We start from the raw sequence: 21,407 nt of genomic DNA on the forward strand, positions 1-21,407 counted from the left end.
GATGAAACACATTCCAATCTTTGAAACGCATTGAATTGAAAACGTTTGCTATTCTATTAGTAACAAATGTTTCCTATAATGAACCTACAAATCAATTACAAAGGAGTTTCCTCAATGAAAGAAAAAGTGATGGATGCGATGCAGAAATTCTCCAAGGCAATGTTTGTGCCCGTCTTGATTTTGCCGATCGCAGGGATATTGATTGCCGTTGGGAATGTGTTTACAAATGTCCGCTTGCTTGAGCAGTTTCCCTTTTTGGATAATCCGATAACCACCGGTTTTGGTAGTATCTTATCCGCTTCCTTATTACCGATTTTAACCAATTTGGGCATTATTTTTTGTGTCGGGATTGCTCTAGGGTTAGCTAATAAGAAAAAAGCTGAAGCGGGATTTACCGCGTTGTTAGGTTATTTCGTCTTCTTGAATGCCATGAATAAATTCATGGAACTTCGGGGGATGTTGGTTCCAGCCGATGCCCTTCAAGGTTCAGGACAAGCGATCGTTTTAGGAATCCAAGTGTTGGATATGGGGGTCTTTCTGGGGATCATTTTAGGGATCGTCGTAGCATTGATCCATAATCGTTTTATCGATACGACCTTTAACAACGCCTTTCAAGTTTATGGCGGCGCGCGCTTCGTCTTTATTGTCTTGATTCCGGTCGTCGTGTTATTAGCCATCGTTTTCACGTTTATATGGCCAGTAATACAAACTGGCATCGACGGTTTAGGCGGCATCATTCAACAAACGGGCAACTTTGGCATCTTCTTGTACGGTATGTTGGAACGCTTATTGATTCCAACTGGCTTGCATCACTTGATCTACACGCCGTTTTTGTATACCTCATTAGGCGGTGTCGCAGAAGTTGGCGGTCAAGTCTTTGAAGGGGCACGAAACATTTATTTTGCGGAAATTGCTGACCCAGCAGTCCGCGTATTATCGCAAAGTGTCATTTGGGACGCTCGTGGGATCTCAAAAATGTTTGGACTGATCGGTGCCTGTTTGGCGATGTATCAAACGGCAAAACCAGAAAATAAAGTCAAAGTCAAAGCCATTTTGATTCCAGCTGTCGTCACTTCCTTTATTGCAGGTGTGACTGAACCAATCGAATTTTCTTTTATGTTCGTGGCACCTGTTTTGTTCGTCATTCATTCTGCACTTAGCGGCTTGAGCATGGTGGCGTTAAATCTCTTTGGTTCTCGCGCCATCGGACCGAATGGCTTCATCGACTTTCTTTTGTACAACTTGCCCTTAGGGATCGAGAAAACTCGCTGGCCAGTGTACTTGATCGTCGGAGTCGTCTTCTTCTTTCTTTATTACTTCTTGTTCCGCTTTTTGATCACGAAACTGAATTTGAAAACGGTCGGGCGTGAAGAAGATGGGACAGAGACCAAACTGTATTCGAAGAAAGAGTACAAAGAAAAACAACTTGCTGGAGCAGGTGTCGGGGTCATGGCGAGTGACCAAGCCGCCATTAGTCCGACTGGTGAAACAAGTATCTCAGCAATCATCACCAAAGCGCTAGGTGGCGATGACAATATCAAAACCATCGACAACTGCTATACCCGCTTACGTTTAAAACTAAAGGATCCTGAACTCGTGGATGAAGCGCTACTAAAAGACGAAACACAAGCCAAAGGCGTGATCAAAAATGGTGAAAATGTCCATGTCGTTTACGGGTTGACTGTGCCGAAAGTGCGGGAAGAATTAGAAAATTATCTTGGAAGAGAAGGAGAGATTGAATGATGAAAAATTTTTCAGTAGTGATCGCAGGGGGCGGCAGTACCTTTACCCCGGGAATCGTTATGATGCTGCTTGATAATCAAGAACGCTTTCCTTTAAGAAAGCTGAAACTATACGACAATGATGAAGCACGCCAAGCGATCCTCGGTGAAGCCCTAGCGATCTTATTAAAAGAACAAGCACCGCAAATCGAATTTTCATTTACGACGGATCCTGAGGAAGCCTTCAGCGATATCGATTTCTGTATGGCGCATATCCGAGTAGGAAAGTATGATATGCGGGAAAAAGATGAAAAAGTTCCCTTGCGTCATGGCGTCTTTGGTCAAGAAACCTGTGGTCCAGGAGGGATCGCTTATGGGATGCGCAGCATCACTGGTATGCTGGAGATCATTGATTACATGGAAAAGTATTCCCCCGATTGTTGGATGCTGAATTATTCCAATCCGGCTGCAATCGTAGCTGAAGCATGTCGAGTCTTGCGTCCTAAATCAAAAGTTCTGAATATCTGTGACATGCCCGTGGGCACGTTGCGGCGCATGTCGCAAATCATTGGCAAACAGCCAGAGGAACTAGAAGTTCGCTACTTTGGCTTGAATCATTTTGGCTGGTGGACTAGTGTCAAAGACAAAGAAGGCACGGAGTACATTCAAACCATACGTGACTATGTTGCAGAACATGGCTATTTGACGCAGATCGAAGTGGATACTCAACATACAGACCCAAGTTGGCAAGACACCCACAAAAAAGCCAAAGACCTCTTGGCTCTCACACCAGAATATCTGCCAAATACGTACTTGAAGTATTATTTATACCCAGATTACGTCTACGAACACATGAAAGAACACCCGGAGTATACGCGTTCCAATGAAGTGATGGAAGGACGGGAAAGACGAGTGTTCGATCATGCCAAAAAGATCACTGCACAAGGATCTGCTGAAGGGATCGCTTTTGAGATTGATGCCCATGCAACCTTTATCGTTGATTTGGCACGCGCCATCGCTTTTAATACGCATGAGCGAATGGTCATGATTGTGGAAAACAACGGCGCGATTGCGAACTTCCCGGATGATGCCATGGTGGAAGTGCCATGTATCGTCGGTTCTGATGGACCAGAAGCCCTCGCTCAAGGAAAAATTCCTGCCTTCCAACAAGCGCTCATGTTCCAACAGGTGACTGTGGAAAAATTAGTGGTCGAAGTATATGTGGAAAAGAGCTATCAAAAAATGTGGCAAGCGTTAAGCCTTTCCAAAACGATTCCTAGCGCAAAAGTAGCCAAAGAGTTACTCGATGATTTGGTCTCGGAAAATGGTGATTACTGGCCAGGATTGTCTTGATTTGTTTCACATTTGCGAAACATTTGCTGATTGGCTAACTGGAAAGAGGAAGATTCTCCGAGAATCTTTCTTTTTTTATTTTTGCTGTGGAAGGATACTTCTCTGAAGAAAATCACCACTAAACGTCTTCTCAACAAAACGATCAGACAGGTATGCTAGAATATGCCACTAACTATGGTAGAATAAAGCTAATTGAATCAGATGAGAGGGAGCAATGCGATGTTTTTAGGGATTGATATCGGCACAACAGCCATAAAATTTGGGGTCATTGAAGATCGGAAAATCATTTACTCACAGTCATTACCAATCAAAACCCATAGCCACGGGTTAAAACAGACCCAATCAGCGACCCAGATCAGTAGCCAATTAATCAGTGGTGTCACAACGATTCCCGCTCAATTAAAAGCGGCAATCACAGTGATCGGGTTCAGTACCGCCATGCACAGTTTGATGCCAGTGGCTGGTGAGACAGCAGAAGAGATTTACATTTGGTCAGACAATCAAGCGAATCAAACGATGACGGCCTTTCGTCAAACGGATCTGGCGGCAACGTTTTATGAAGAGACAGGGACACCAATCCATGCGATGTCTCCCTTTGCGAAACTGGCTTATTTTCAAACAAGTGGTTCATATTCCAAAGAGACGAAATGGTTAGGCTTAAAAGAACTAGCAATGGCGTTGTTTACCGGACAAGCACGGATCGATTATAGTACCGCATCAGCGACCGGTCTTTTTTCTTTGAAAGAAAAGCAATGGAGTCAAAAGATTCTCAACTATTTATCCCTTTCAAAAGCCCAATTAGCGCCTTTATGTGCACCGACTGATCGTTTTTTGATTACCAAGGAGATGGCGCAGCGGTGTGGCTTGAAGCCTGAGGTAGAAGTGATGTGTGGGGCTAGCGATGGGTGTTTGGCAGCATATGCTGGCTATATTTCTACAGGGATCCGCAACAGCTTGACGATCGGAACCAGTGCGGCGGTTCGTAAAGTAAGTGAGACCACGGTCTTTGATCGCCAAAAACAAAATTTTTGCTACTATCTGCAAGAAGACCTCTATGTCGTAGGGGCACCTTCGAATAATGGCGGTTGTGTGCTTGCTTGGGCAAAAGAGACCTTATCAGAAGATCCTGATGGGTTTTATCATTATCTGCCGCAAGTCATGGAGGAATCACCGATCGGCAGCAACGGTTTACGTTTTTTCCCCTATTTAAATGGCGAGCGGGCACCCTTTTGGACGAATGAAATCACAGGTGGCTTTTCTGGCTTGACCCTGAAACACAATCGCTCAGATATGTTACGGGCAGTCCTCGAAGGCATGCTGATGAACATCGATTTATTAAAGCAAATGGCGCAGTTGGAAGGGGCAGTCACTGTAAGTGGTGGTTTCTTTCAAACAAAACTATTAGGTCAAATGACCGCGGATGTGTTGGGGCTAACCTGTTATCTTTCCGATGAAAATGAACCGATATTCGGCTTGTATGATTTGTACAAAAGCTCTGTTGTGCGGCAAGATCAGCCAGATGAAAAATTTGTTCCTGATCTGCAGAACCACGCGCTTTATCAAGAACTGGCAAAAACGTATTTTCATGCATAAGCAAAAACCAGCAATCCACTAGGGTTGCTGGTTTTCTTTTTCAACACACGTGAAAGCGTCAACGATATATTCCATCAATAAGAGCAGTTTGCCAAAGAAACTGGTGTACTGGATGTTTTGGGTGTCGTAGGGACGTTCATCTGTCACTTCAAAGGAAAAGGTCGCTAGTTGATTGGCGCGATGCTCACCGTTACCACAAAACAAAACAGTTGGTATGTGATGTTCATTGGCTAATGCCATCTTTTCCAGCACTTTTTGTGTTTCGCCAGATTTAGAAATGGTGATCAACATACTGATGTTCTCAATGTTGTTACTAATGATCCCACCTGAGTCAGAAGCACTGACTAATAAGGTTTTGATGCCGTTGACAAGCATTTTTTTGTGGAGGTATTCTGCCACGATCCCCGAAAAACCTGTGGCATAAATCGTAATAAACTTGTTCTTGTTTTGTCCATAGATTTCTTTGATCGCTTCGATCGTATCTGCAATACTGGCAGCGTCAATTTGGTAATCGATGGCGGCTTCAGTGATCGTCTGATTTTTCAAGCGATTCTTTAAGAAGTAAAGCAGCTCTAGATAGCCAGAAAAACCTAGTTTTTGCGCAAGCCGCACGATGGTTGCTGGGGAAGTGTAGATCGTTTTAGCGATTTCTCTTAAGGGCAGTCCATCGATCGCAGCGGTATTTGCAAGCAAATAATCAAGAATTTGCAGCTCATTGTCAGTCAATTTTTTTCCTTTGATCAATACATTTAAGTCCATTGTTCGGCACTCCTTTGTCTTGCCTTCATCATACAATGAATAACGACAGAAAGTAAAATAGGAATCGCGTCATGCTTTTATAGAGGAAAAAGATTGTGCATTTCCTAAAAAGATATTATAATTTCTTATATAGAAAATAAAGGTGGAGAAATGATGACACAAAAACCATATGGAACCGTACTACTAAAAGCAGCAACCATTTTAGATTACCTCGCAGAAGCGCCAAGTAAACCATTGCAAGAAATTTCAGAAGCAACGAAACTGACCCCATCCACAGCTTTGAAAATATTGGAAACGCTACAAATGATCGGCTATGTCAAACGCGACAAAGAGAAGAATTATCGCTTAGGGTCTAAGCTGATCAAGTATGCGAATCAAAACATTCAAGAGCTTGATTTAGTGGAAATCAGCTTGCCATACTTGGAAGCATTGCAGAAAACGGCGGATGAAACGATCCACTTAGGGGTCTTGACCGCCAATGAGATTCTTTATGTCAATAAATTGGAGCCTCAGAATCAAACGATCCGCATGTCTTCAAAAGTAGGAATCACAAGACCGTTGTATAGCTCTGCCATGGGGAAAGCCGTTTTAGCGGAGTTTGATGCCCCTCAAGTAGAGGAGTACTTGGCAGCAACGCCTTTAACCGCTTATACCGAAAATACCATTACAAATCAGTTGAAGTTGAAGAAAGAATTGGAACAGGCAAAAGCGAACCAAGTAGCCTTTGATGATGAAGAAATGGAACAAGAAATCTATTGCATCGGCGCCTCACTGACAAAAGATCAGGAGATCGTTGGGGCGTTTTCTATCAGCCTACCGAAATACCGCTTGACCCCAAAATACAAAACGACATTGATCGATGCGATTATTGCGACAAAACAACAAATTGAGCAAGCGTTGTAAACTTTTTAATGGAAAGCCCTTGCAAATAAAAACGAGAACGGTATAATGAACGTGTAAGTTTCTTTATAATAAATACCATTTTCCAAATAGGAAATAAGTGGAGGGTCTTAATGAAAAAAGTAGCGAATTTAATGAAACTAAAGGAAAGCGGTGTGATCGCTGTTGTACGTGGCGCTTCAAAAGAAGAAGCACTACAAGCAAGTAAAGCGATCGTTGCAGGGGGGATCACCGGCATTGAGTTGACTTTTACAGTGCCTCAAGCGGCGGATGTAATCGCTGAATTAGTAGCAATCTTCAAAGAGAATCCAGAGGTAGTTGTTGGTGCGGGGACCGTTCTTGATGCAGTGACCGCCCGCTTAGCGATCATGGCAGGAGCAGAATATGTCGTCAGCCCAACCTTTGATCAAGAAACGGCTGAATTATGTAATTTATATCAAATCCCGTATCTGCCTGGTTGCATGACCATTTCAGAAATGAAGGACGCCTTAAAAGCAGGCGCAGATATCATTAAACTATTCCCGGGTAGTGCGTATGGACCAAGTATCATCTCGGCCTTCAAAGCGCCATTGCCACAATTAAACATTATGCCGACCGGTGGTGTCAGCTTAGACAACATGCAAGAATGGTTTGCAGCGGGTGTTGTAGCCGTTGGTGTAGGGGGGAATTTGTTAGCGCCAGCAGCAAGTGGGGATTTTGACAAAGTAACAGAAGTAGCGAAACAATATGCGGCAAAATTAAAAGAGATTCGAGGAAAGTAAGATGGCAAACATTCTGACACTAGGAGAAATCATGTTGCGTCTATCGACAACGTTAGGCGAACGAATCGCCCATAGTTCGATGTTTGCTGCCCATTATGGCGGTGGAGAAGCCAATGTTGCGATCTCCTTAGCGAATTTTGGTCATCGCGTTTCTTTTGCTAGTAAAGTGCCTGAGAATGCTTTAGGAGATGCCGTTTTTCATCATTTACGAAGCTATGGCGTCGATTGTCGCCACGTGCTTCGTGGCGGTTCCCGACTAGGTACTTACTATATTGAAACCGGTATCGGGGAACGAGCAGCGCGAGTGGTTTATGATCGCGCAGGCTCTAGCTTTGCTCAAATGAAAGAAAATGAGTGGCAATCTGACCTTTTTGATGGGGTTGATATTGTTCACCTTTCAGGGATCACGCCCGCTCTTTCAACGACTTGGAAGACACTTTTGCTGACGTTGATCAAAGAAGCGAAAGCAGCTGGTTGTAAAATCAGTTTCGATATCAATTATCGTGGAAAGCTGTGGACGACCGCTGAAGCACGCGTCTTTTTGCAAGAAGTGCTCCCCTATGTCGATTATTGCTCGGCAGGACAGTTAGATGCCCAAGTCTTTATGGATGTATCAGCTCCAACAGAGGAAGTCGAAGATGACTACTATTATCAAGAAATGCATCGGAAATACCCAAATATCCAGCTCTTTTATTCAACTAGTCGTCAGGTGCTCTCAGCAAGTCACAATCAATTGACAGGAAGCCTATGGCATAACGGCAATTATGTCGTTTCTGCTACCCATGAGATCAATCCAATCGTTGATCGCGTCGGAGGCGGCGATGCCTTTTCAGCTGGTATCCTACATGGTGTTGTCACGAAGAAACAAGACCAAGAAATCGTTGATTTTGCCACAGCCGCATCTGCTTTGAAACATACGATCCATGGCGACTGTAATCAGTTTAGCGCCAATGAGATACAAGAATTTATTGCAACAGGTTCAGGAAAAATTATTCGATAGGAGGAATAAAACATGCAACACATGGAAACACGCTATACCCATAGTCCACTTGATATTCGTCACTATAGTACCGAGGAATTACGCAGAGAATTTTTGGTAGAAAAAATTTTCACACCAGGACAAATCATGCTGACCTATACCCACAATGATCGGATGATCTTTGGCGGAGTGACACCGACAGAAGAAGCGTTAGAAGTGCAATTAAGCAGCGAATTAGGGGTGGAATACTTCTTAGAACGTCGCGAATTAGGCGTCATCAATATTGGAGGACCTGGTGCGATCACGATCGATGGCCAAAAAGAACCAATGAAAAAACAAGACGGCTACTATATCGGCAAGGAAACCAAACAAGTCTTGTTCCACTCAGATGATCCAGCAAATCCAGCGAAATTCTATCTATCTTGCGTGCCAGCACATAAGAAATACCCAAATGTAAAAATCAGTATTGATCAAGTCACACCAATGGAGACTGGCGAAGGCTTGACATTAAATGAACGGAAAATTTATCAATATATTCACCCAAACGTTTGCGAAAGCTGTCAATTACAAATGGGGTATACGATCTTAGAACCAGGCAGTGCTTGGAATACGATGCCAAGTCATACCCATGAACGTCGGATGGAAGCATATGTGTATTTTGATTTTGCCAACGAAGACACAAAAGTGTTCCATATGATGGGCAAACCAGATGAAACGAAGCATTTAGTCGTTAGTGGAGAACAAGCCGTTATTTCTCCAAGCTGGTCGATCCATTCGGGTGTTGGAACAAGTAACTACTCCTTTATCTGGGCAATGTGTGGCGAAAATATCACCTATACCGACATGGATATGGTGGCAATGGACGACTTAAAATAAAAAGAAAGAGGGTTTATCAATTATGGATTTTTCAATGGATCAATTTCGTTTAGATGGTAAGATCGCATTAGTGACAGGCGCTGTCTATGGGATCGGTTTTACGATCGCTCGGTCACTAGCAGCAGCAGGAGCAACGATCGTTTTTAACAACTTGGATCAAGAATCAGTGGATAAAGGATTAGCAAACTATCGTGAAGCAGGGATCGAAGCCCACGGTTATGTCTGCGATGTAACGGATGAAAAAGCAGTCAACGAAATGGTCAAGCAGATTGAAGAAGAAGTTGGCGTGATCGATATCTTAGTCAATAATGCTGGGATCATCAAACGAATCCCGATGTTGGAGATGTCTGCTGAAGACTTCCGCCAAGTCGTTGACGTGGACTTGAACGCTCCATTTATCGTTTCAAAAGCAGTCTTACCGTCAATGATCAAAAAAGGACATGGAAAAATCATCAACATTTGCTCAATGATGAGTGAATTGGGAAGAGAAACGGTAGCTGGATACGCAGCGGCTAAAGGCGGCTTGAAAATGTTGACGAAAAACATTTGTGCCGAATTTGGTTCAGCAAACATCCAATGTAATGGGATCGGACCTGGTTATATTGCAACACCGCAAACTGCACCATTACGAGAGATCCAACCAGACGGTTCTCGTCACCCCTTTGATCAATTTATCGTAGCGAAAACACCTGCTGCCCGTTGGGGTGAGCCAGAAGATTTAGCAGGACCAACTGTTTTCTTAGCTTCTGAGGCATCAAACTTTGTCAATGGCCATGTCTTATATGTAGATGGCGGTATCTTGGCGTATATCGGGAAACAACCTGAATAAAACAATCAGTAGTAAGGATGGGGACGATTGCAATCGTTCCCATTTTTATGGTGCAACACCTAATAAATGCAGGGCTTTAAAAGGTAGCTTGGCGATAAATGGGTTGAAGCAAAGCAATTGCAAACAAATCTTTTAAAAAGAAGGAAAAGCAAAACGCTGTGAAGGAAAATGTTCTTCGCAGCGTTTTGCTTGAGTTGCTCTTTTTAAAATCAGGTAGCGTATTTATGTTAGGGGAAGATTAAACACGAACAATGAGTTTCAATCTAACAAAACTTGTTGTGCAAGCGGTAATGGAGAATTTTTCAAACATTCTGCAACTAATTTGGCAACGGCTGTAGCACCCTGGTCATTTAAATGCGTGTTATCCGTAATGCCGGCTGGATAATTGGGGTGCTGATTTTTTTCTAAATGAAGAAAATAGGTTTTCGCCTGTTGTGGTTCCAGCGCTGAAAAGAACCGTTGTGTTGCGGCAAAAAGATCCAGACAGACCACATCCAAGGAGGTAGCCAAAGCACGCATTGCTTCTGGGTAAGGACCGACTGCCAAAGGATCAAGTTGTTGTTGGTCCACGTAATGCAAACGAGTGATCGAGGTCAATAGGATCGGTGTCGCTTGCTGCTGGCGTGCCGTTTGCACGTAGGTTGCTAAATTATGCTGATATTCAACAGGTGTCGTGCCGCGACTATCTGTTTTTTGATCATTGTGTCCAAATTGAATCAAGAGATAATCACCAGCATGTAGTTCTTTTTCTGCCTGCAACAAGCGTCCTTCTTCAATGAAGCTCTTGGAGGAACGCCCATTTTTTGCCAAGTTGACGATTTGATGCTGGGGTAGATACCGTGAGATTTTTTCTCCCCAGCCCGTTTCTGGACGAGCGCTAGGCTCTTTGATCGATGCGGTGGAATCACCGACGATGACGATTTTTTCCATTGTCTTTCTCCTGAAATTTGAAGTAGTTTTTGGCGTTTTGATAACAGACATTTTCTACTAATGGTTTTAGCTGACGAAGATCAGCAGGTGCTTCACCACGTACAACGATCTCAGCAAGCCATTCACAAAAGACGCGTCGGAAATATTCATGACGGGTGTAAGACAGAAAGCTTCTTGAATCCGTCAGCATGCCGACAAAGTTAAAGATCACACTGCCGTCTGCGAATTTCGTCAATTGGTGACGCATGCCTGCGCGGGTGTCGTTATACCACCAACCAGATCCTAACTGCAATTTATTATTGCCTTCTTGCTGGAAGCACCCCATCAAAGCGACGAGTGCATCATAGTCATTGGGATTTAAGGAGTAGAGAATCGTTTGAGGCAAATGGTCTTGCGCATCAGCAGCGTTCAATAATTTCTGCAAGTTTTGAGTCAGTGGTTGATCATTGATGCCATCGTAGCCAGTATCTGGTCCCAAGCGCTCAAACATTCGTTGGTTGCAGTTACGGTACGCATGGACATGCAGTTGCATCGTCCAACCATGTTCGTGATACAGCTGCATCAGTTCAACTAGAACATTGGTTTTGAAGAACGAGACTTCTTTTTCCTCCAAAGATTCTCCAGCTAATGCTTTGGCAAAAATTGCTTCAAGGGATAACTGTTCGTCTGTAGCATACACTAAAGTATCCAGCGCATGGTCAGACAAGCGGCAGTGATGCTGGTGAAAATAGCTTACACGGTCCCGCAAGGCTGTCAAGAAAGCATCGTAGGTAGTGATCGCGTTTTCGACACTCTTTTCGAGTTTGGTAACATAGGTAAGAAAATTCGGATGGTCGATTTGTAACGCTTTGTCAGGTCGAAAGGTCGGCAAGACCCGAAAACGTTGCTCTGTTTGGCTTAATTGGTGATGATAGTGAAGATCATCGACTGGATCATCTGTGGTGCAAACGATCTCGACTTTACTGCGAGCAATCAAAGCTCTTCGGGTAAAGTCTTTTTGCTGCAATTTTTCGTTGCATAGCCTCCACAAAGTTTCGGCATTTTCTTCAGTAACGGGAAGATCGATCGCAAAAAATCGCTTTAACTCTAAATGGGTCCAACTGTAAAGGGGATTTCCCACCAATTTTGGCACTGTTTGACACCATGCCAAAAATTTTTCATAATCACTGGCATTGCCCGTAATCGCTTCTTCGGGTACGCCACAAGCGCGCATCAATCGCCACTTGTAATGATCGCCACTTAGCCATGCCTCGGTGATAGTTTTAAAGGGCCGATCCTCATAGATTTCTTTCGGGTCTAAGTGGCAGTGGTAATCAATGATCGGCAGATCTTTGGCATATTCATGGTAAAGGGTTTGAGCAATTTCATTTGGCAGTAAATAGTTTTCATTTAAAAACATGTCGAACCTCTTTTCTTTGGTTATAGTGTCACACCATTTTTAAAGATGGCGATCTCACGAACGTTGTTGGCTTCATTACGAGTCGGTTTTCCACTGGCAGTATCGATGATCGCTTGAATAAAGTCTTCCAGCACGACCTCCATCGGCTCTTCCAACAAGCGACCAGCGTTGAAATCCATCCAGTGGGGTTTCTTATGATAAATCTCTTGATTCGTGGCAACTTTCATGGTCGGCACATAGGCACCAAATGGCGTGCCCCGACCAGTGGTAAATAAGACGAGTTGGCAATCGGCAGAAGCCAGTGCAGAAGCGGCAACAAGGTCGTTTCCAGGACCTTCCAGCAGGCTCAAGCCTGGCTTTCGGAGTTTCTCCCCATATTTTAAGACATCGACCACAGCGGAAGTCCCAGATTTTTGGGTACAGCCTAATGACTTATCTTCTAGCGTAGTGATACCGCCTGCCTTATTGCCAGGAGAAGGATTTTCATAGACTGGTTCACCGTAAGCAAGAAAATAATCTTTAAAGTCGTTGATTAGATGGAGGATTTTTTCAAAGGTTGCTTCATCTTGTGCACGCGCCATCAAGACTTGTTCAGCGCCAAACATTTCGGGTACTTCCGTCAAGACCGTGCTGCCACCTTGAGAAACTAAAAAGTCAGAAAATGCCCCTAACAAAGGGTTGGCGGTGATCCCAGAAAACCCGTCAGAACCCCCACATTTTAACCCGATCTTTAGCTCACTCAAGGGAACGGCTTCTCGTTGATCCTCTTTTGCTGCTTCCAGTAATTCTTCTAATAAGCTTTCGCCGACCGCAATTTCATCGTCACTTTCCTGTGCCACCATAAATTTGACGCGCTTTGGATCGTAGTCACCCAGGTTTTTCTTAAACTCGGGAACGGTGTTGTTCTCACAACCTAAGCCAAAGACCAAGACGCCACCGGCATTTGGATGATGCACCGCATCAATTAAAATTTGACGGGTGTTTTGATGATCTTGGCCTAACTGGGAGCAGCCGTAGGGATGTTTAAGGATCGTAATATGATCAAAGGTGCCAAGATCTGGATGATTCTTCTTGAAGTTTTCAACAATGATCTCAGCGATACCATTGATACAACCAACTGTTGGCACGATCAGTAAATCATTACGAATTCCAACTTTGCCGTTTGCTCGACGGTACCCTTGGAACGTCGCAGCCCTTTTTGGATAACGGACGGGATGCAAATCGGGGGCATAGGTGTATGCTAAGGTACCAGAAAGGTTGGTTTTGACATTGTGGGTATGCAACCATTGGCCAGTTTTCACGTCAGCTAAGAGATGTCCAATGGGATAGCCATATTTGATCACGTCTTGTGATTGTGCTAGATCTTTGAGGGCGATTTTGTGTCCTTGTGGAATATCCTCAAAAAGGGTGATCGTTTGGTCTTCAAATGAAAGGGTCGTTTTAGCAGCTAGTGGTTTTAATGCGACTGCGACATTATCATTAGGGTGCAATTTCAATAGTTGCGCGGGTGTTTCTGTTAATATGCTGGACATAAAGATTCTCCTTTATTTCAAACTTGGCTCAGGGGTGTCAATCGACGCAAGTAACTGGCGGGGTCCGTCTTGTTTTAGATATGCGCACATTTCATTGATTGTCGCTGTCATAAAGCTCAGGTCTGCATGCCAGAGTTGCTCTTTTTTTAATAGAGTGGCGATCTGTTCTTCTGCTGGTAATTGTTTCACTTGCTGAAATATGGTTGTCACTAGGTCATCATCTTGAAAAGGTCGAGTGAGATAGAAAGTCAGCAACCCTGCCAGTGCGGCAGTGATTCGTTTTGGTAACTGCTGGTTTTGTTGGACATAACGAGTTAAGACTGGTTGAAGACGCGCACGGAATTTTGAGACGCTGTTTAAAGCGATCGATTGCAGCTGATGCTTCACATAAGGATTTCTGAAGCGCTCTTTGATTTGTTCCGCATAAGCTGCAAGCTGCGCTTTAGGCAAATCAAGCATTGGAATCAACTCTTCCAGAAAAAGACCATCCAAAAAGGCTGCAAAATCACGGTCGTTCATTACTTCTTCAACGGTTTCTAAACCAGCTAAAAGACCGAGTGGAACTATCGCCGTATGAGGACCATTTAATAAATGTACTTTTTGTTCACGATAGGGGGTCATATCTTCTGTCACGATCACATTCAACCCAGCTTCTTGCAAGGGAAGCTTTTCGGCTACGCCGCTTCCTTCGATCACCCAGAGCATAAAGGGTTCCGCAGTGACCATTACGGCATCCTCATAGCCAAGAATCTCTTGGTATTGTGCCACTTTATCGCGAGGATATCCTGGAACGATCCGATCGACTAAGCTGCAGCAGAAGGTGTTTTCTTTTTCTAACCAGTTGACGAAGTCTGACTCCAAAGACCATAATGCGGCATATTGTAAGACGATCTCTTTTAGTTTTTCACCATTCCGATCGATTAATTCACAAGGAATGATCAAAAATCCCGGTTTTTGTCGTTGAAAACGACGATACAAAAGAGCGGTCAGTTTTGCAGGGAAACTGTGGGGAGGGGTATCGTGTAAGGTATCCTCTGGGTGAAACGCTATACCTGCTTCCGTCGTATTAGAAACGATGATCTCGAGTTGCTCATCTTCGGCTAAAGCAAGATAGTCTTCCCATTGCTGATAAGGATTCAGCACTTGATCAATGGTGGAGACGACTTCAAATGTTTGAGAAGGAGCGCCATCGACAAGTCCTTCTAAGATAACGGTGTAGAGATTTTCTTGTTGTGCCAACAGCTCTTTCAAGCCGTGATCAATCGGCTGTACCACAACGGCACTGCCATTAAAAAGCCCTTGTTTGTTCATTTGCTGCAGCTGCCAGTTAAAAAAGCCCCGCATAAAATTGCCTTCCCCGAATTGAATCACTCGGGCTGGATAGGTTTGATGGGGTTGTTCGGTAATTTTTTTCATAGAATCCTCCTTAAAAAATAGTTATGCACACGTTAACATTTTTGCATAAGCGCTCTTGAAAACAAGAGGCTTACAGCGATTGACGAATGATTAACGAGGTATCAAAGAAATGTTGTTTCTCAACTACTTGATTGGCAAATGCTTGCAACAGCAGAGTTGCTGCCAATTGACTCATTTCATAGACTGGTTTGCGGATCGTTGTTAATGGGGGATACGTATAGGGAGAAAAAGAACTATCATCAAAACCGATGATACCGATCTCCTCTGGGATCTTTCGTCCTGCTTGATGACAGGCATTGATCGCACCGATCGCCATATCATCATTGGCGCAAAAAATCACTTCAGGTGGTTCAGGTAAAGCGAGTAGTTGCTGGGCACCCAGCTGACCACTTTCCAAAGAGAAGTCGCCAGCAACGAAGTATTCTTTCGGGCAGACAAGCTGCTTTTCTTGAATCGCTTTCATAAATCCTTTGCGACGCTCTCTAGCGGAACCAAAGGAAGCGATCCCTTCGATCATGGCGATCTTTCGAAAGCCTTGTTCAAGCACATAGGTGATCATTTGATAGACCCCTTGGGCATCATTACTAGTGACATTCATCAAGGTTGCATCCTGCAATTGACGATTCAAAACGACGATGGGAATGTTTTTCTTTGAAAGAGCAGCGATAAAGCCGTCATCACGATCACTTTGACTCATCACGATCGCTCCATCGAGGCGATTCGGCTCTTCATCAAATGTATCGGATTGCAATAATTCATGAACCGCCAAAGTATATTCGGATGGTAGGGTATCACTGATTCCTTTGATCACTTCGACTAAAAAGCTATCGGAAGTACCAATGGATAGATGAGAAAAATAAAGTCCAATGATATAGGATTTTTGATTCACCAGACTTTTGGCATTGACATTGGGCACATAGTGTAAAGATTCAGCGATGGCTGCAATCTTCTTTTTTGTTTCTGGCTTGATTAATGGGCTATCGTTTAACGCACGAGAAACAGTTGTATGTGAAACACCAGCGACTTTGGCGATATCTTTGATCGTGACCATAGAAAACCTTCTTCCTTTTTGCTTGATTCAAGCATAGCTTGTTCCCACGAGAATGTCAATACACCAAGGATGCACACGTGAAACATTTTTCAAAATAACATAGGAACTTTTTCTGGGATGTGCTAGTATAAAAGAAGATAGTTAGGTAATGGGAGGGAGTCTATGAAATTCTTTTTAAGCTATCATCAAACGTCCAACTTGTTTTATAAAATATTTATTTTGATTTTTCTGATTGGTAGCGCTTTAATCATTGGGTTTAGTGGGGTCATTTATCATCGAACGTATCAAAACATTCAAGAAACGTTTTTGCAAAGTCAACATAATTTGGTCAACCAAGTCAAAGAAAATCTGGATCAAAAAATTCAGATGGTGGAGTATGCCTTTTCTACATATAGCAGCACGCAAAGCTTTTCCGATACGATGGAACAGCCGTTTTCCGTGACGAATTATCGACAAGTGCGCGAGATCAATTCGCAACTGGCTTACATTGGTGTGATGGGAATCGAAAACGCCAGCTACCAATTGGTGAATTTGAATCAGCATTGGAAAATCGAAGAAGGCTCCTTAAAACAGATCGATGATACTGAATTCGCTGCTTTTCAAGCGTTGATTGACAACCAACGCTACTTGTATTGGTTGCCAGAAGATGGCTATTTAAAAATGGTGATGACGCTGCCTGTTTTTCGACAGGAAACCACTGCTTTGGGGATCGCTGAAATCCAAGACCATACCATTGCGCAGTTGGTGGCAGATCATGACGATTCCTTTTTGAATATTTTTCATGCGGACGGACAACTGCTTTTCGATAATGGTGAAGTGATCGATTCTGCCTTACAAGAAACAATGATTGCAGCTGCCCACGGCGATGGCATCTTCACTGACAAAGAAAACAATAAGTATGTGGTCACACAATCGGATTACAATCAGTGGTATCATGTGATCCGTCTGGCGCCTGCTAGCGTTTCGCAAGCAATCCGTGAATTAAGAAGCGGTTTGATCGTGATTGGCAGTCTTTTGATCATCCTCTTTTTATTAGTATCCTATCGCATTGCGATCGTGGCTACCTCACCCATCAATCGGATCGGTGAGCTTTTAAAGCCAAAAAAACAAGGTCAGAAATTAGAAGTTAATCAGTTGATTTCCGATATCGACCAGGTCTTACATCAAAACCACGATCTTGCTGTTAAAGTTGAACATCAAAAGCCCGAGTTAGAATCCTTGTTTCTATTAAACTTGTTTCGCGGCTGTATCTCAGAAGCAGATAGTCACTTAAAACTGTCACAATTTGGGTATGAAGTATCCGAAACGGAACACTTTGCCGTATTACTGATTCAAATCGATGATTTGTGTGGACGAGAAACAGCGACTATTGATATTTTCTTGCTTGCCATCGAGAATCTCGTTTCTGAAATCATTCCGGCCAATTTGCGTTTTCAGCCAATCATCTCCAGTCAAGAAACCCAAGGAACAATTTTAAAGCTTCCTGAATCAGTTGACCAAAAACAAGTATTGACCTATTGTCAAAAGATCCATCAAGCGGCAAAAGATTACTTGAAAATCAAAATAAGTTGTGGGGTCTCACAATCCTACGACCGCCTCGTAGAAACCAAATTAGCGGTTGATAACGCTAAAGAAGCCTTGCACTATCGAATGAATTTAGGGGAAGAAGTCATTATCTTTTTTGACGACATTGCGGCACAATTAGACAATAACGCGATCGTTCAGTACCCTAGAGAAGCAGAAAGCACCTTTTTGGATGCAATGCGTAGTGGGGATCTAGCGACCATCAAAACGAGTTACACAGAAGTCGTACGCGAAATCATTCATGAAAACAAAAATCCGTTGACGATTGAAAGTGCCTTGTTTAAGTTGATCAACAGTATCGTTCAGCTAGGACAACTCCTAGGAGCAGATCATACTAGCTTGCAGAATAGTCGTAAAGTCTATCAATCCGTGCTCAACCAAACCAGTTTGTTCAAAGTTGAGCAAATCATCTATCAAGAGTTAGTTTTACCTATCGTTGAAACGACACAAGCCAAAACAGATCGAGAAATTCGCTCCTTGTCTGAAAAGATGGTCTTGATCGTACACCAACAATACGACCAAGATCTCTCCTTAGATAGCATTGCTGAACAGTTGCATTATAATGCCAATTACTTAAGTAATGTGTTTAAAAAGGAATTATCCATCAATTTTGCCGATTACTTACAAAACTATCGATTGCAAGTCGCGAAAAAGTGGTTAAGAGAAACCGATTTGACCATCAAAGAAATCGCCGCCAACCTACAATATACCAACTCTCAAAACTTCATCCGCTTTTTCAAAAAGAAAGAACAGATGACACCCGGAGAGTATCGCAAACGATCCAAAGATTAAAAGAAAAAAAGCGTTTTTTGATCGTTGATCAAAAAACGCTTTTTTTCTTTGCTGCCTGTTGGTTACCCTTTGACGGAACCAACCATGGCACCTTTCACGAAATACTTCTGGACAAATGGATAGGCGATCAACATTGGCAAAGTCGCAACGACGATCACGGCCATTTTCACGGATTGTGCTGGGGGGACAACATCGACACTAGCGGCATCGGCGTTCATCCCGCTGGAGACAATCACGATTTGTCGAAGGAGCACTTGGATCGGCCATTTCGCTGAATCATTGATGTACAAAATCGCTGATTGATAAGTATTCCAATAACTAACAGCGTAGAACAAAGAGATCGTCGCAATCGATGGTAAGGAAAGAGGTAAGATGATACGGAAAAAGACGCCCCAATCAGAGCAACCATCCATTTTTGCTGATTCCTCTAAACTATCAGGAATCCCTTGGAAAAAGTTTCTCATAATGATCATATTATATGCACTGATGGCGCTCGGTAAGATCAGTGCCCAGAGAGAATCGATCAAGCCGAGGCTTTGTACCAAAATAAAACTTGGGATCATCCCTCCGCTAAACAACATCGTAAATACGACAATAAAATTGAAGATGCCACGTCCATGCAAATATTTTCTTGAAAGAGCATAGGCCATAAAAGAGGTCAAGATCATTGAAAGAACCGTTCCGACGATGGTCACAAAAAGGGAAACACCAATACTCGTAAAAATCGTGGGAGTCGAGAGAATATACCGGTAAGCATTTAAGCTAAATTCACGTGGGATAATGATAAATGTTCGTGTCGCAATCTCAGAAGAAGAAGCAAAGGAGCTTCCGAGAATGTTCAGAAAAGGCAAGAGACACATTAAGGTAAAGAGTAGTAGAAAACCGATAATAAATCCTTGAACAACCCGTTCACTCTTCGGGCGGTTCGTTTTTTTTAGGGTTTGTTGCATAGGAAAAACCTCCATCTTTTTTTACTTAAATAGGTATTTCCAACGTATCATGAGGCGGGGACAACGTATATAATCACTTTTACATGTTAAAAAAATCACAATCATGATAAACGTTGATAAATCAATGGTTTTCCAATTCGACTGAGAAATAATCCTAAAAAATGTATGCCTTTCCAATGCTGAGAAAATGATTATATACGTTATCTTTCTTACACGCTACCATGGGACTATCAAATCAAAAAAACTCGGAGGAACAAGTATGGAAACAAAAGTTGATAATTACTTCTCACCACTTACTGAAGAAGAACAGCGACTGCGGTTGAAAAAGAAAAAATGGGCGCAAATCAGAAAAAATCGTGCGCTCTATATTATGGTATTGCCAGGTATTTTATATTTTATTATCTTTCGTTACATTCCAATGGGCGGTTTAGTCATCGCTTTTCAAGACTACCAGCCATTCTTAGGGATCTTAGGCAGTCCCTTTGTTGGGTTTACTCATTTTATTCGGCTCTTTACTGAAGATACTTTTGTGATGTTGATGCGCAACACGCTGATCATGTTTTTCTTAAATATCACGATTTCCTTCCCTTTTCCTATTTTATTGGCGCTTATGTTAAATGAAGTAAATAACCGTCGCTTGAAAAAAAGTATCCAGACGATTATTTATTTGCCTCATTTTATGTCGTGGGTGATCGTAGTTTCAATCTTCTACGTCCTGTTGACGACTGAAGGCGGTGTGATCAATAACATGATCGAAAGTCTTGGTGGGGAACGTATCCCATTCTTAACTAGCCGTACTTGGCTACGTCCAATGTACATTTTCCAAGATCTTTGGAAAGGTGCCGGTTGGGGGACGATCGTCTATCTAGCCGCTATTACCAATGTTGATGAACAGCTTTATGAAGCTGCGGATATGGATGGGGCTGGCAAACTACGTAAAATGTGGCACATCACGTTGCCGTGTATTCGTCCGACGATTGTGACCTTAATGATTTTAAAAATCGGTTCGATCTTAGATATGGGCTTTGAGCATATGTTCCTATTAATGAACTCAATGAACCGTGAGGTTGCCCAAATCTTTGATACCTTTGTCTATACCGCTGGGATTCAAAATGGTCAATTGAGTTACTCGACAGCTGTTGGGCTGTTTAAAGGTCTTGTAGGTTTGATCCTCGTTGTCTTTGCGAATCGTTTGGCGAAAAAAATTGGGGAAGATGGTATCTATTAAGAAAGAGGGGATCATATGACGATTGAGAAAATCACGAAAATCAACGATGGGCTAACCGCGTTTTTGACCCTGATCGCCCTTCATTTTCTTTGGCTAAGTGTGACACTTCTGGGGGGAATCTTTTTGGGAATCGGACCAGCCTCGTATGCCATGATGAAATATTATGATCGCTGGCTTCGTCTTCACGAACGACCGCCTTTGATCAAAATTTTTTTCTACTATAGTAAAGAACGGTTCCGACAATCGGTGCTGATCAGTTGGTTGTTTCTCATCATTGCAGCGATCGTGATCACCAACATATTTGCGCCATTTCCATGGTTTATCCAAGTAGCGAATGTCCTCTTTTTGATTGCGTTTCTCTTTTTATTCATGCACGTGTATACCGTCATGGCAGCCACTAACTTTGTGACCGTGTTTGAGATCCTGCGAGGGAGTGCGTTGTTAGGTTTAGGCTATCTGCATTATTCGATCATTAGTTGGTCGATTTTGATCGTTGGCTATTTAGTTCTTGGCAGCTATTTCTTGATCGGCCTCATTTTGATGGGGAGCAGCTTAGTTGGTGGTGTTTTTGCCCTTGCTGGTAAAAAAATTCTTCAAGATATCCACCCAATTGATACAGATCAGGTGGTTTCAAAAACGGCATCGACTACGGAGCAAACCGTTGCCAGTAAAGGAGATGAGGTCATTATCTAAAGAAAACGGCTCAAAGACTTTTACTAGTCCGTGAACAAAACGGTCACTAGAGAACACCTGA

The 21,407-nt window shown here is 43.0% G+C and carries 18 protein-coding genes; 11 read left to right on the forward strand and 7 right to left on the reverse strand.

Annotation, left to right across the window (positions count from 1 at the left end; translation table 11 throughout):
- Window positions 1-114 precede the first annotated feature (114 nt).
- The 3 genes from A5877_RS15755 (at window position 115) to A5877_RS15770 (ending at window position 4,667) form a co-directional block, all read left to right on the forward strand.
- Window positions 115-1,743: a PTS transporter subunit EIIC gene (locus A5877_RS15755; RefSeq protein ID WP_008381549.1), complete on the forward strand. Its 1,629-nt coding sequence runs from the start codon at window positions 115-117 to the stop codon at window positions 1,741-1,743.
- On the forward strand, window positions 1,743-3,074 hold the full coding sequence (locus A5877_RS15760; RefSeq protein ID WP_086317475.1) for a 6-phospho-alpha-glucosidase: 1,332 nt from the start codon (window positions 1,743-1,745) through the stop codon (window positions 3,072-3,074). Before A5877_RS15755 ends, A5877_RS15760 begins: the two co-directional genes overlap by 1 nt.
- A 219-nt stretch (window positions 3,075-3,293) precedes the next feature.
- A complete protein-coding gene (locus tag A5877_RS15770; RefSeq protein ID WP_008381546.1) occupies window positions 3,294-4,667 on the forward strand; it encodes a gluconokinase in 1,374 nt (457 codons plus the stop codon).
- A gap of 18 nt (window positions 4,668-4,685) precedes the next feature.
- Here the strand turns inward: A5877_RS15770 and A5877_RS15775 are convergent, their stop codons facing one another.
- Window positions 4,686-5,426, reverse strand: coding sequence for a MurR/RpiR family transcriptional regulator (locus A5877_RS15775; RefSeq protein ID WP_008381545.1), 741 nt, complete (start codon window positions 5,424-5,426; stop codon window positions 4,686-4,688).
- A gap of 150 nt (window positions 5,427-5,576) precedes the next feature.
- On the opposite strand from A5877_RS15775, the gene A5877_RS15780 reads away from it, so the two are divergent.
- The 5 genes from A5877_RS15780 (at window position 5,577) to A5877_RS15800 (ending at window position 9,771) form a co-directional block, all read left to right on the forward strand.
- On the forward strand, window positions 5,577-6,329 hold the full coding sequence (locus tag A5877_RS15780; RefSeq protein WP_016613298.1) for an IclR family transcriptional regulator: 753 nt from the start codon (window positions 5,577-5,579) through the stop codon (window positions 6,327-6,329).
- Window positions 6,330-6,439: 110 nt separating this feature from the next.
- Window positions 6,440-7,087: a bifunctional 4-hydroxy-2-oxoglutarate aldolase/2-dehydro-3-deoxy-phosphogluconate aldolase gene (locus tag A5877_RS15785; protein WP_008381543.1), complete on the forward strand. Its 648-nt coding sequence runs from the start codon at window positions 6,440-6,442 to the stop codon at window positions 7,085-7,087.
- Between the two features lies 1 nt (window position 7,088).
- Window positions 7,089-8,087: a sugar kinase gene (locus tag A5877_RS15790; RefSeq protein ID WP_008381542.1), complete on the forward strand. Its 999-nt coding sequence runs from the start codon at window positions 7,089-7,091 to the stop codon at window positions 8,085-8,087.
- A gap of 12 nt (window positions 8,088-8,099) precedes the next feature.
- Window positions 8,100-8,942: a 5-dehydro-4-deoxy-D-glucuronate isomerase gene (gene kduI / locus A5877_RS15795; protein WP_008381541.1), complete on the forward strand. Its 843-nt coding sequence runs from the start codon at window positions 8,100-8,102 to the stop codon at window positions 8,940-8,942.
- A gap of 22 nt (window positions 8,943-8,964) precedes the next feature.
- Window positions 8,965-9,771, forward strand: a complete 807-nt coding sequence (locus tag A5877_RS15800; protein ID WP_005229917.1) for a gluconate 5-dehydrogenase — start codon at window positions 8,965-8,967, stop codon at window positions 9,769-9,771.
- Between the two features lie 258 nt (window positions 9,772-10,029).
- Here A5877_RS15800 and A5877_RS15805 read toward each other — a convergent pair whose 3' ends face one another.
- The 5 genes from A5877_RS15805 to A5877_RS15825 form a co-directional block, all read right to left on the reverse strand.
- Complete coding sequence (locus tag A5877_RS15805; protein WP_008381539.1) at window positions 10,030-10,701, reverse strand: rhamnogalacturonan acetylesterase; 672 nt, start codon at window positions 10,699-10,701, stop codon at window positions 10,030-10,032.
- A complete protein-coding gene (gene uxaC, locus A5877_RS15810; RefSeq protein WP_008381536.1) occupies window positions 10,676-12,100 on the reverse strand; it encodes a glucuronate isomerase in 1,425 nt (474 codons plus the stop codon). Before uxaC ends, A5877_RS15805 begins: the two co-directional genes overlap by 26 nt.
- A 20-nt stretch (window positions 12,101-12,120) precedes the next feature.
- Complete coding sequence (locus A5877_RS15815; protein ID WP_086317235.1) at window positions 12,121-13,632, reverse strand: UxaA family hydrolase; 1,512 nt, start codon at window positions 13,630-13,632, stop codon at window positions 12,121-12,123.
- 12 nt (window positions 13,633-13,644) lie between these two features.
- Window positions 13,645-15,048 carry a tagaturonate reductase gene (locus tag A5877_RS15820; RefSeq protein WP_086317237.1) on the reverse strand — a complete coding sequence of 468 codons (1,404 nt, stop codon included), beginning with the start codon at window positions 15,046-15,048 and terminating at the stop codon, window positions 13,645-13,647.
- Between the two features lie 70 nt (window positions 15,049-15,118).
- A complete protein-coding gene (locus A5877_RS15825; RefSeq protein ID WP_016621181.1) occupies window positions 15,119-16,099 on the reverse strand; it encodes a LacI family DNA-binding transcriptional regulator in 981 nt (326 codons plus the stop codon).
- A 162-nt stretch (window positions 16,100-16,261) separates the two neighbouring features.
- Between A5877_RS15825 and A5877_RS15830 the strand changes: the two genes are divergently transcribed.
- Window positions 16,262-18,475 (forward strand): AraC family transcriptional regulator, encoded by a 2,214-nt coding sequence (locus A5877_RS15830; RefSeq protein WP_086317240.1) that lies wholly within the window; start codon window positions 16,262-16,264, stop codon window positions 18,473-18,475.
- A 62-nt stretch (window positions 18,476-18,537) separates the two neighbouring features.
- Here A5877_RS15830 and A5877_RS15835 read toward each other — a convergent pair whose 3' ends face one another.
- Window positions 18,538-19,425, reverse strand: a complete 888-nt coding sequence (locus tag A5877_RS15835; protein WP_008381527.1) for a carbohydrate ABC transporter permease — start codon at window positions 19,423-19,425, stop codon at window positions 18,538-18,540.
- Window positions 19,426-19,684: 259 nt separating this feature from the next.
- On the opposite strand from A5877_RS15835, the gene A5877_RS15840 reads away from it, so the two are divergent.
- Window positions 19,685-20,653, forward strand: a complete 969-nt coding sequence (locus A5877_RS15840; RefSeq protein ID WP_008381525.1) for a sugar ABC transporter permease — start codon at window positions 19,685-19,687, stop codon at window positions 20,651-20,653.
- Between the two features lie 15 nt (window positions 20,654-20,668).
- Complete coding sequence (locus A5877_RS15845) at window positions 20,669-21,346, forward strand: YesL family protein (RefSeq protein ID WP_086317242.1); 678 nt, start codon at window positions 20,669-20,671, stop codon at window positions 21,344-21,346.
- The last annotated feature ends 61 nt before the right edge of the window (window positions 21,347-21,407 follow it).

The sequence above is a fragment of the Enterococcus sp. 3C7_DIV0644 genome, assembly GCF_002141235.1.
Taxonomy (GTDB): Bacteria; Bacillota; Bacilli; order Lactobacillales; family Enterococcaceae; genus Enterococcus_D; species Enterococcus_D entomosocium.

Excerpts from the sequence above, each read along its gene's own strand:
- A5877_RS15755 (WP_008381549.1), top strand. The coding sequence starts at position 115 with ATGAAAGAAAAAGTGATGGATGCGATGCAGAAATTCTCCAAGGCAATG.
- A5877_RS15760 (WP_086317475.1), top strand. The coding sequence starts at position 1,743 with ATGAAAAATTTTTCAGTAGTGATCGCAGGGGGCGGCAGTACCTTTACC.
- A5877_RS15770 (WP_008381546.1), top strand. The coding sequence starts at position 3,294 with ATGTTTTTAGGGATTGATATCGGCACAACAGCCATAAAATTTGGGGTC.
- A5877_RS15775 (WP_008381545.1), bottom strand. The coding sequence starts at position 5,426 with ATGGACTTAAATGTATTGATCAAAGGAAAAAAATTGACTGACAATGAG.
- A5877_RS15780 (WP_016613298.1), top strand. The coding sequence starts at position 5,577 with ATGATGACACAAAAACCATATGGAACCGTACTACTAAAAGCAGCAACC.
- A5877_RS15785 (WP_008381543.1), top strand. The coding sequence starts at position 6,440 with ATGAAAAAAGTAGCGAATTTAATGAAACTAAAGGAAAGCGGTGTGATC.
- A5877_RS15790 (WP_008381542.1), top strand. The coding sequence starts at position 7,089 with ATGGCAAACATTCTGACACTAGGAGAAATCATGTTGCGTCTATCGACA.
- kduI (WP_008381541.1), top strand. The coding sequence starts at position 8,100 with ATGCAACACATGGAAACACGCTATACCCATAGTCCACTTGATATTCGT.
- A5877_RS15800 (WP_005229917.1), top strand. The coding sequence starts at position 8,965 with ATGGATTTTTCAATGGATCAATTTCGTTTAGATGGTAAGATCGCATTA.
- A5877_RS15805 (WP_008381539.1), bottom strand. The coding sequence starts at position 10,701 with ATGGAAAAAATCGTCATCGTCGGTGATTCCACCGCATCGATCAAAGAG.
- uxaC (WP_008381536.1), bottom strand. The coding sequence starts at position 12,100 with ATGTTTTTAAATGAAAACTATTTACTGCCAAATGAAATTGCTCAAACC.
- A5877_RS15815 (WP_086317235.1), bottom strand. The coding sequence starts at position 13,632 with ATGTCCAGCATATTAACAGAAACACCCGCGCAACTATTGAAATTGCAC.
- A5877_RS15820 (WP_086317237.1), bottom strand. The coding sequence starts at position 15,048 with ATGAAAAAAATTACCGAACAACCCCATCAAACCTATCCAGCCCGAGTG.
- A5877_RS15825 (WP_016621181.1), bottom strand. The coding sequence starts at position 16,099 with ATGGTCACGATCAAAGATATCGCCAAAGTCGCTGGTGTTTCACATACA.
- A5877_RS15830 (WP_086317240.1), top strand. The coding sequence starts at position 16,262 with ATGAAATTCTTTTTAAGCTATCATCAAACGTCCAACTTGTTTTATAAA.
- A5877_RS15835 (WP_008381527.1), bottom strand. The coding sequence starts at position 19,425 with ATGCAACAAACCCTAAAAAAAACGAACCGCCCGAAGAGTGAACGGGTT.
- A5877_RS15840 (WP_008381525.1), top strand. The coding sequence starts at position 19,685 with ATGGAAACAAAAGTTGATAATTACTTCTCACCACTTACTGAAGAAGAA.
- A5877_RS15845 (WP_086317242.1), top strand. The coding sequence starts at position 20,669 with ATGACGATTGAGAAAATCACGAAAATCAACGATGGGCTAACCGCGTTT.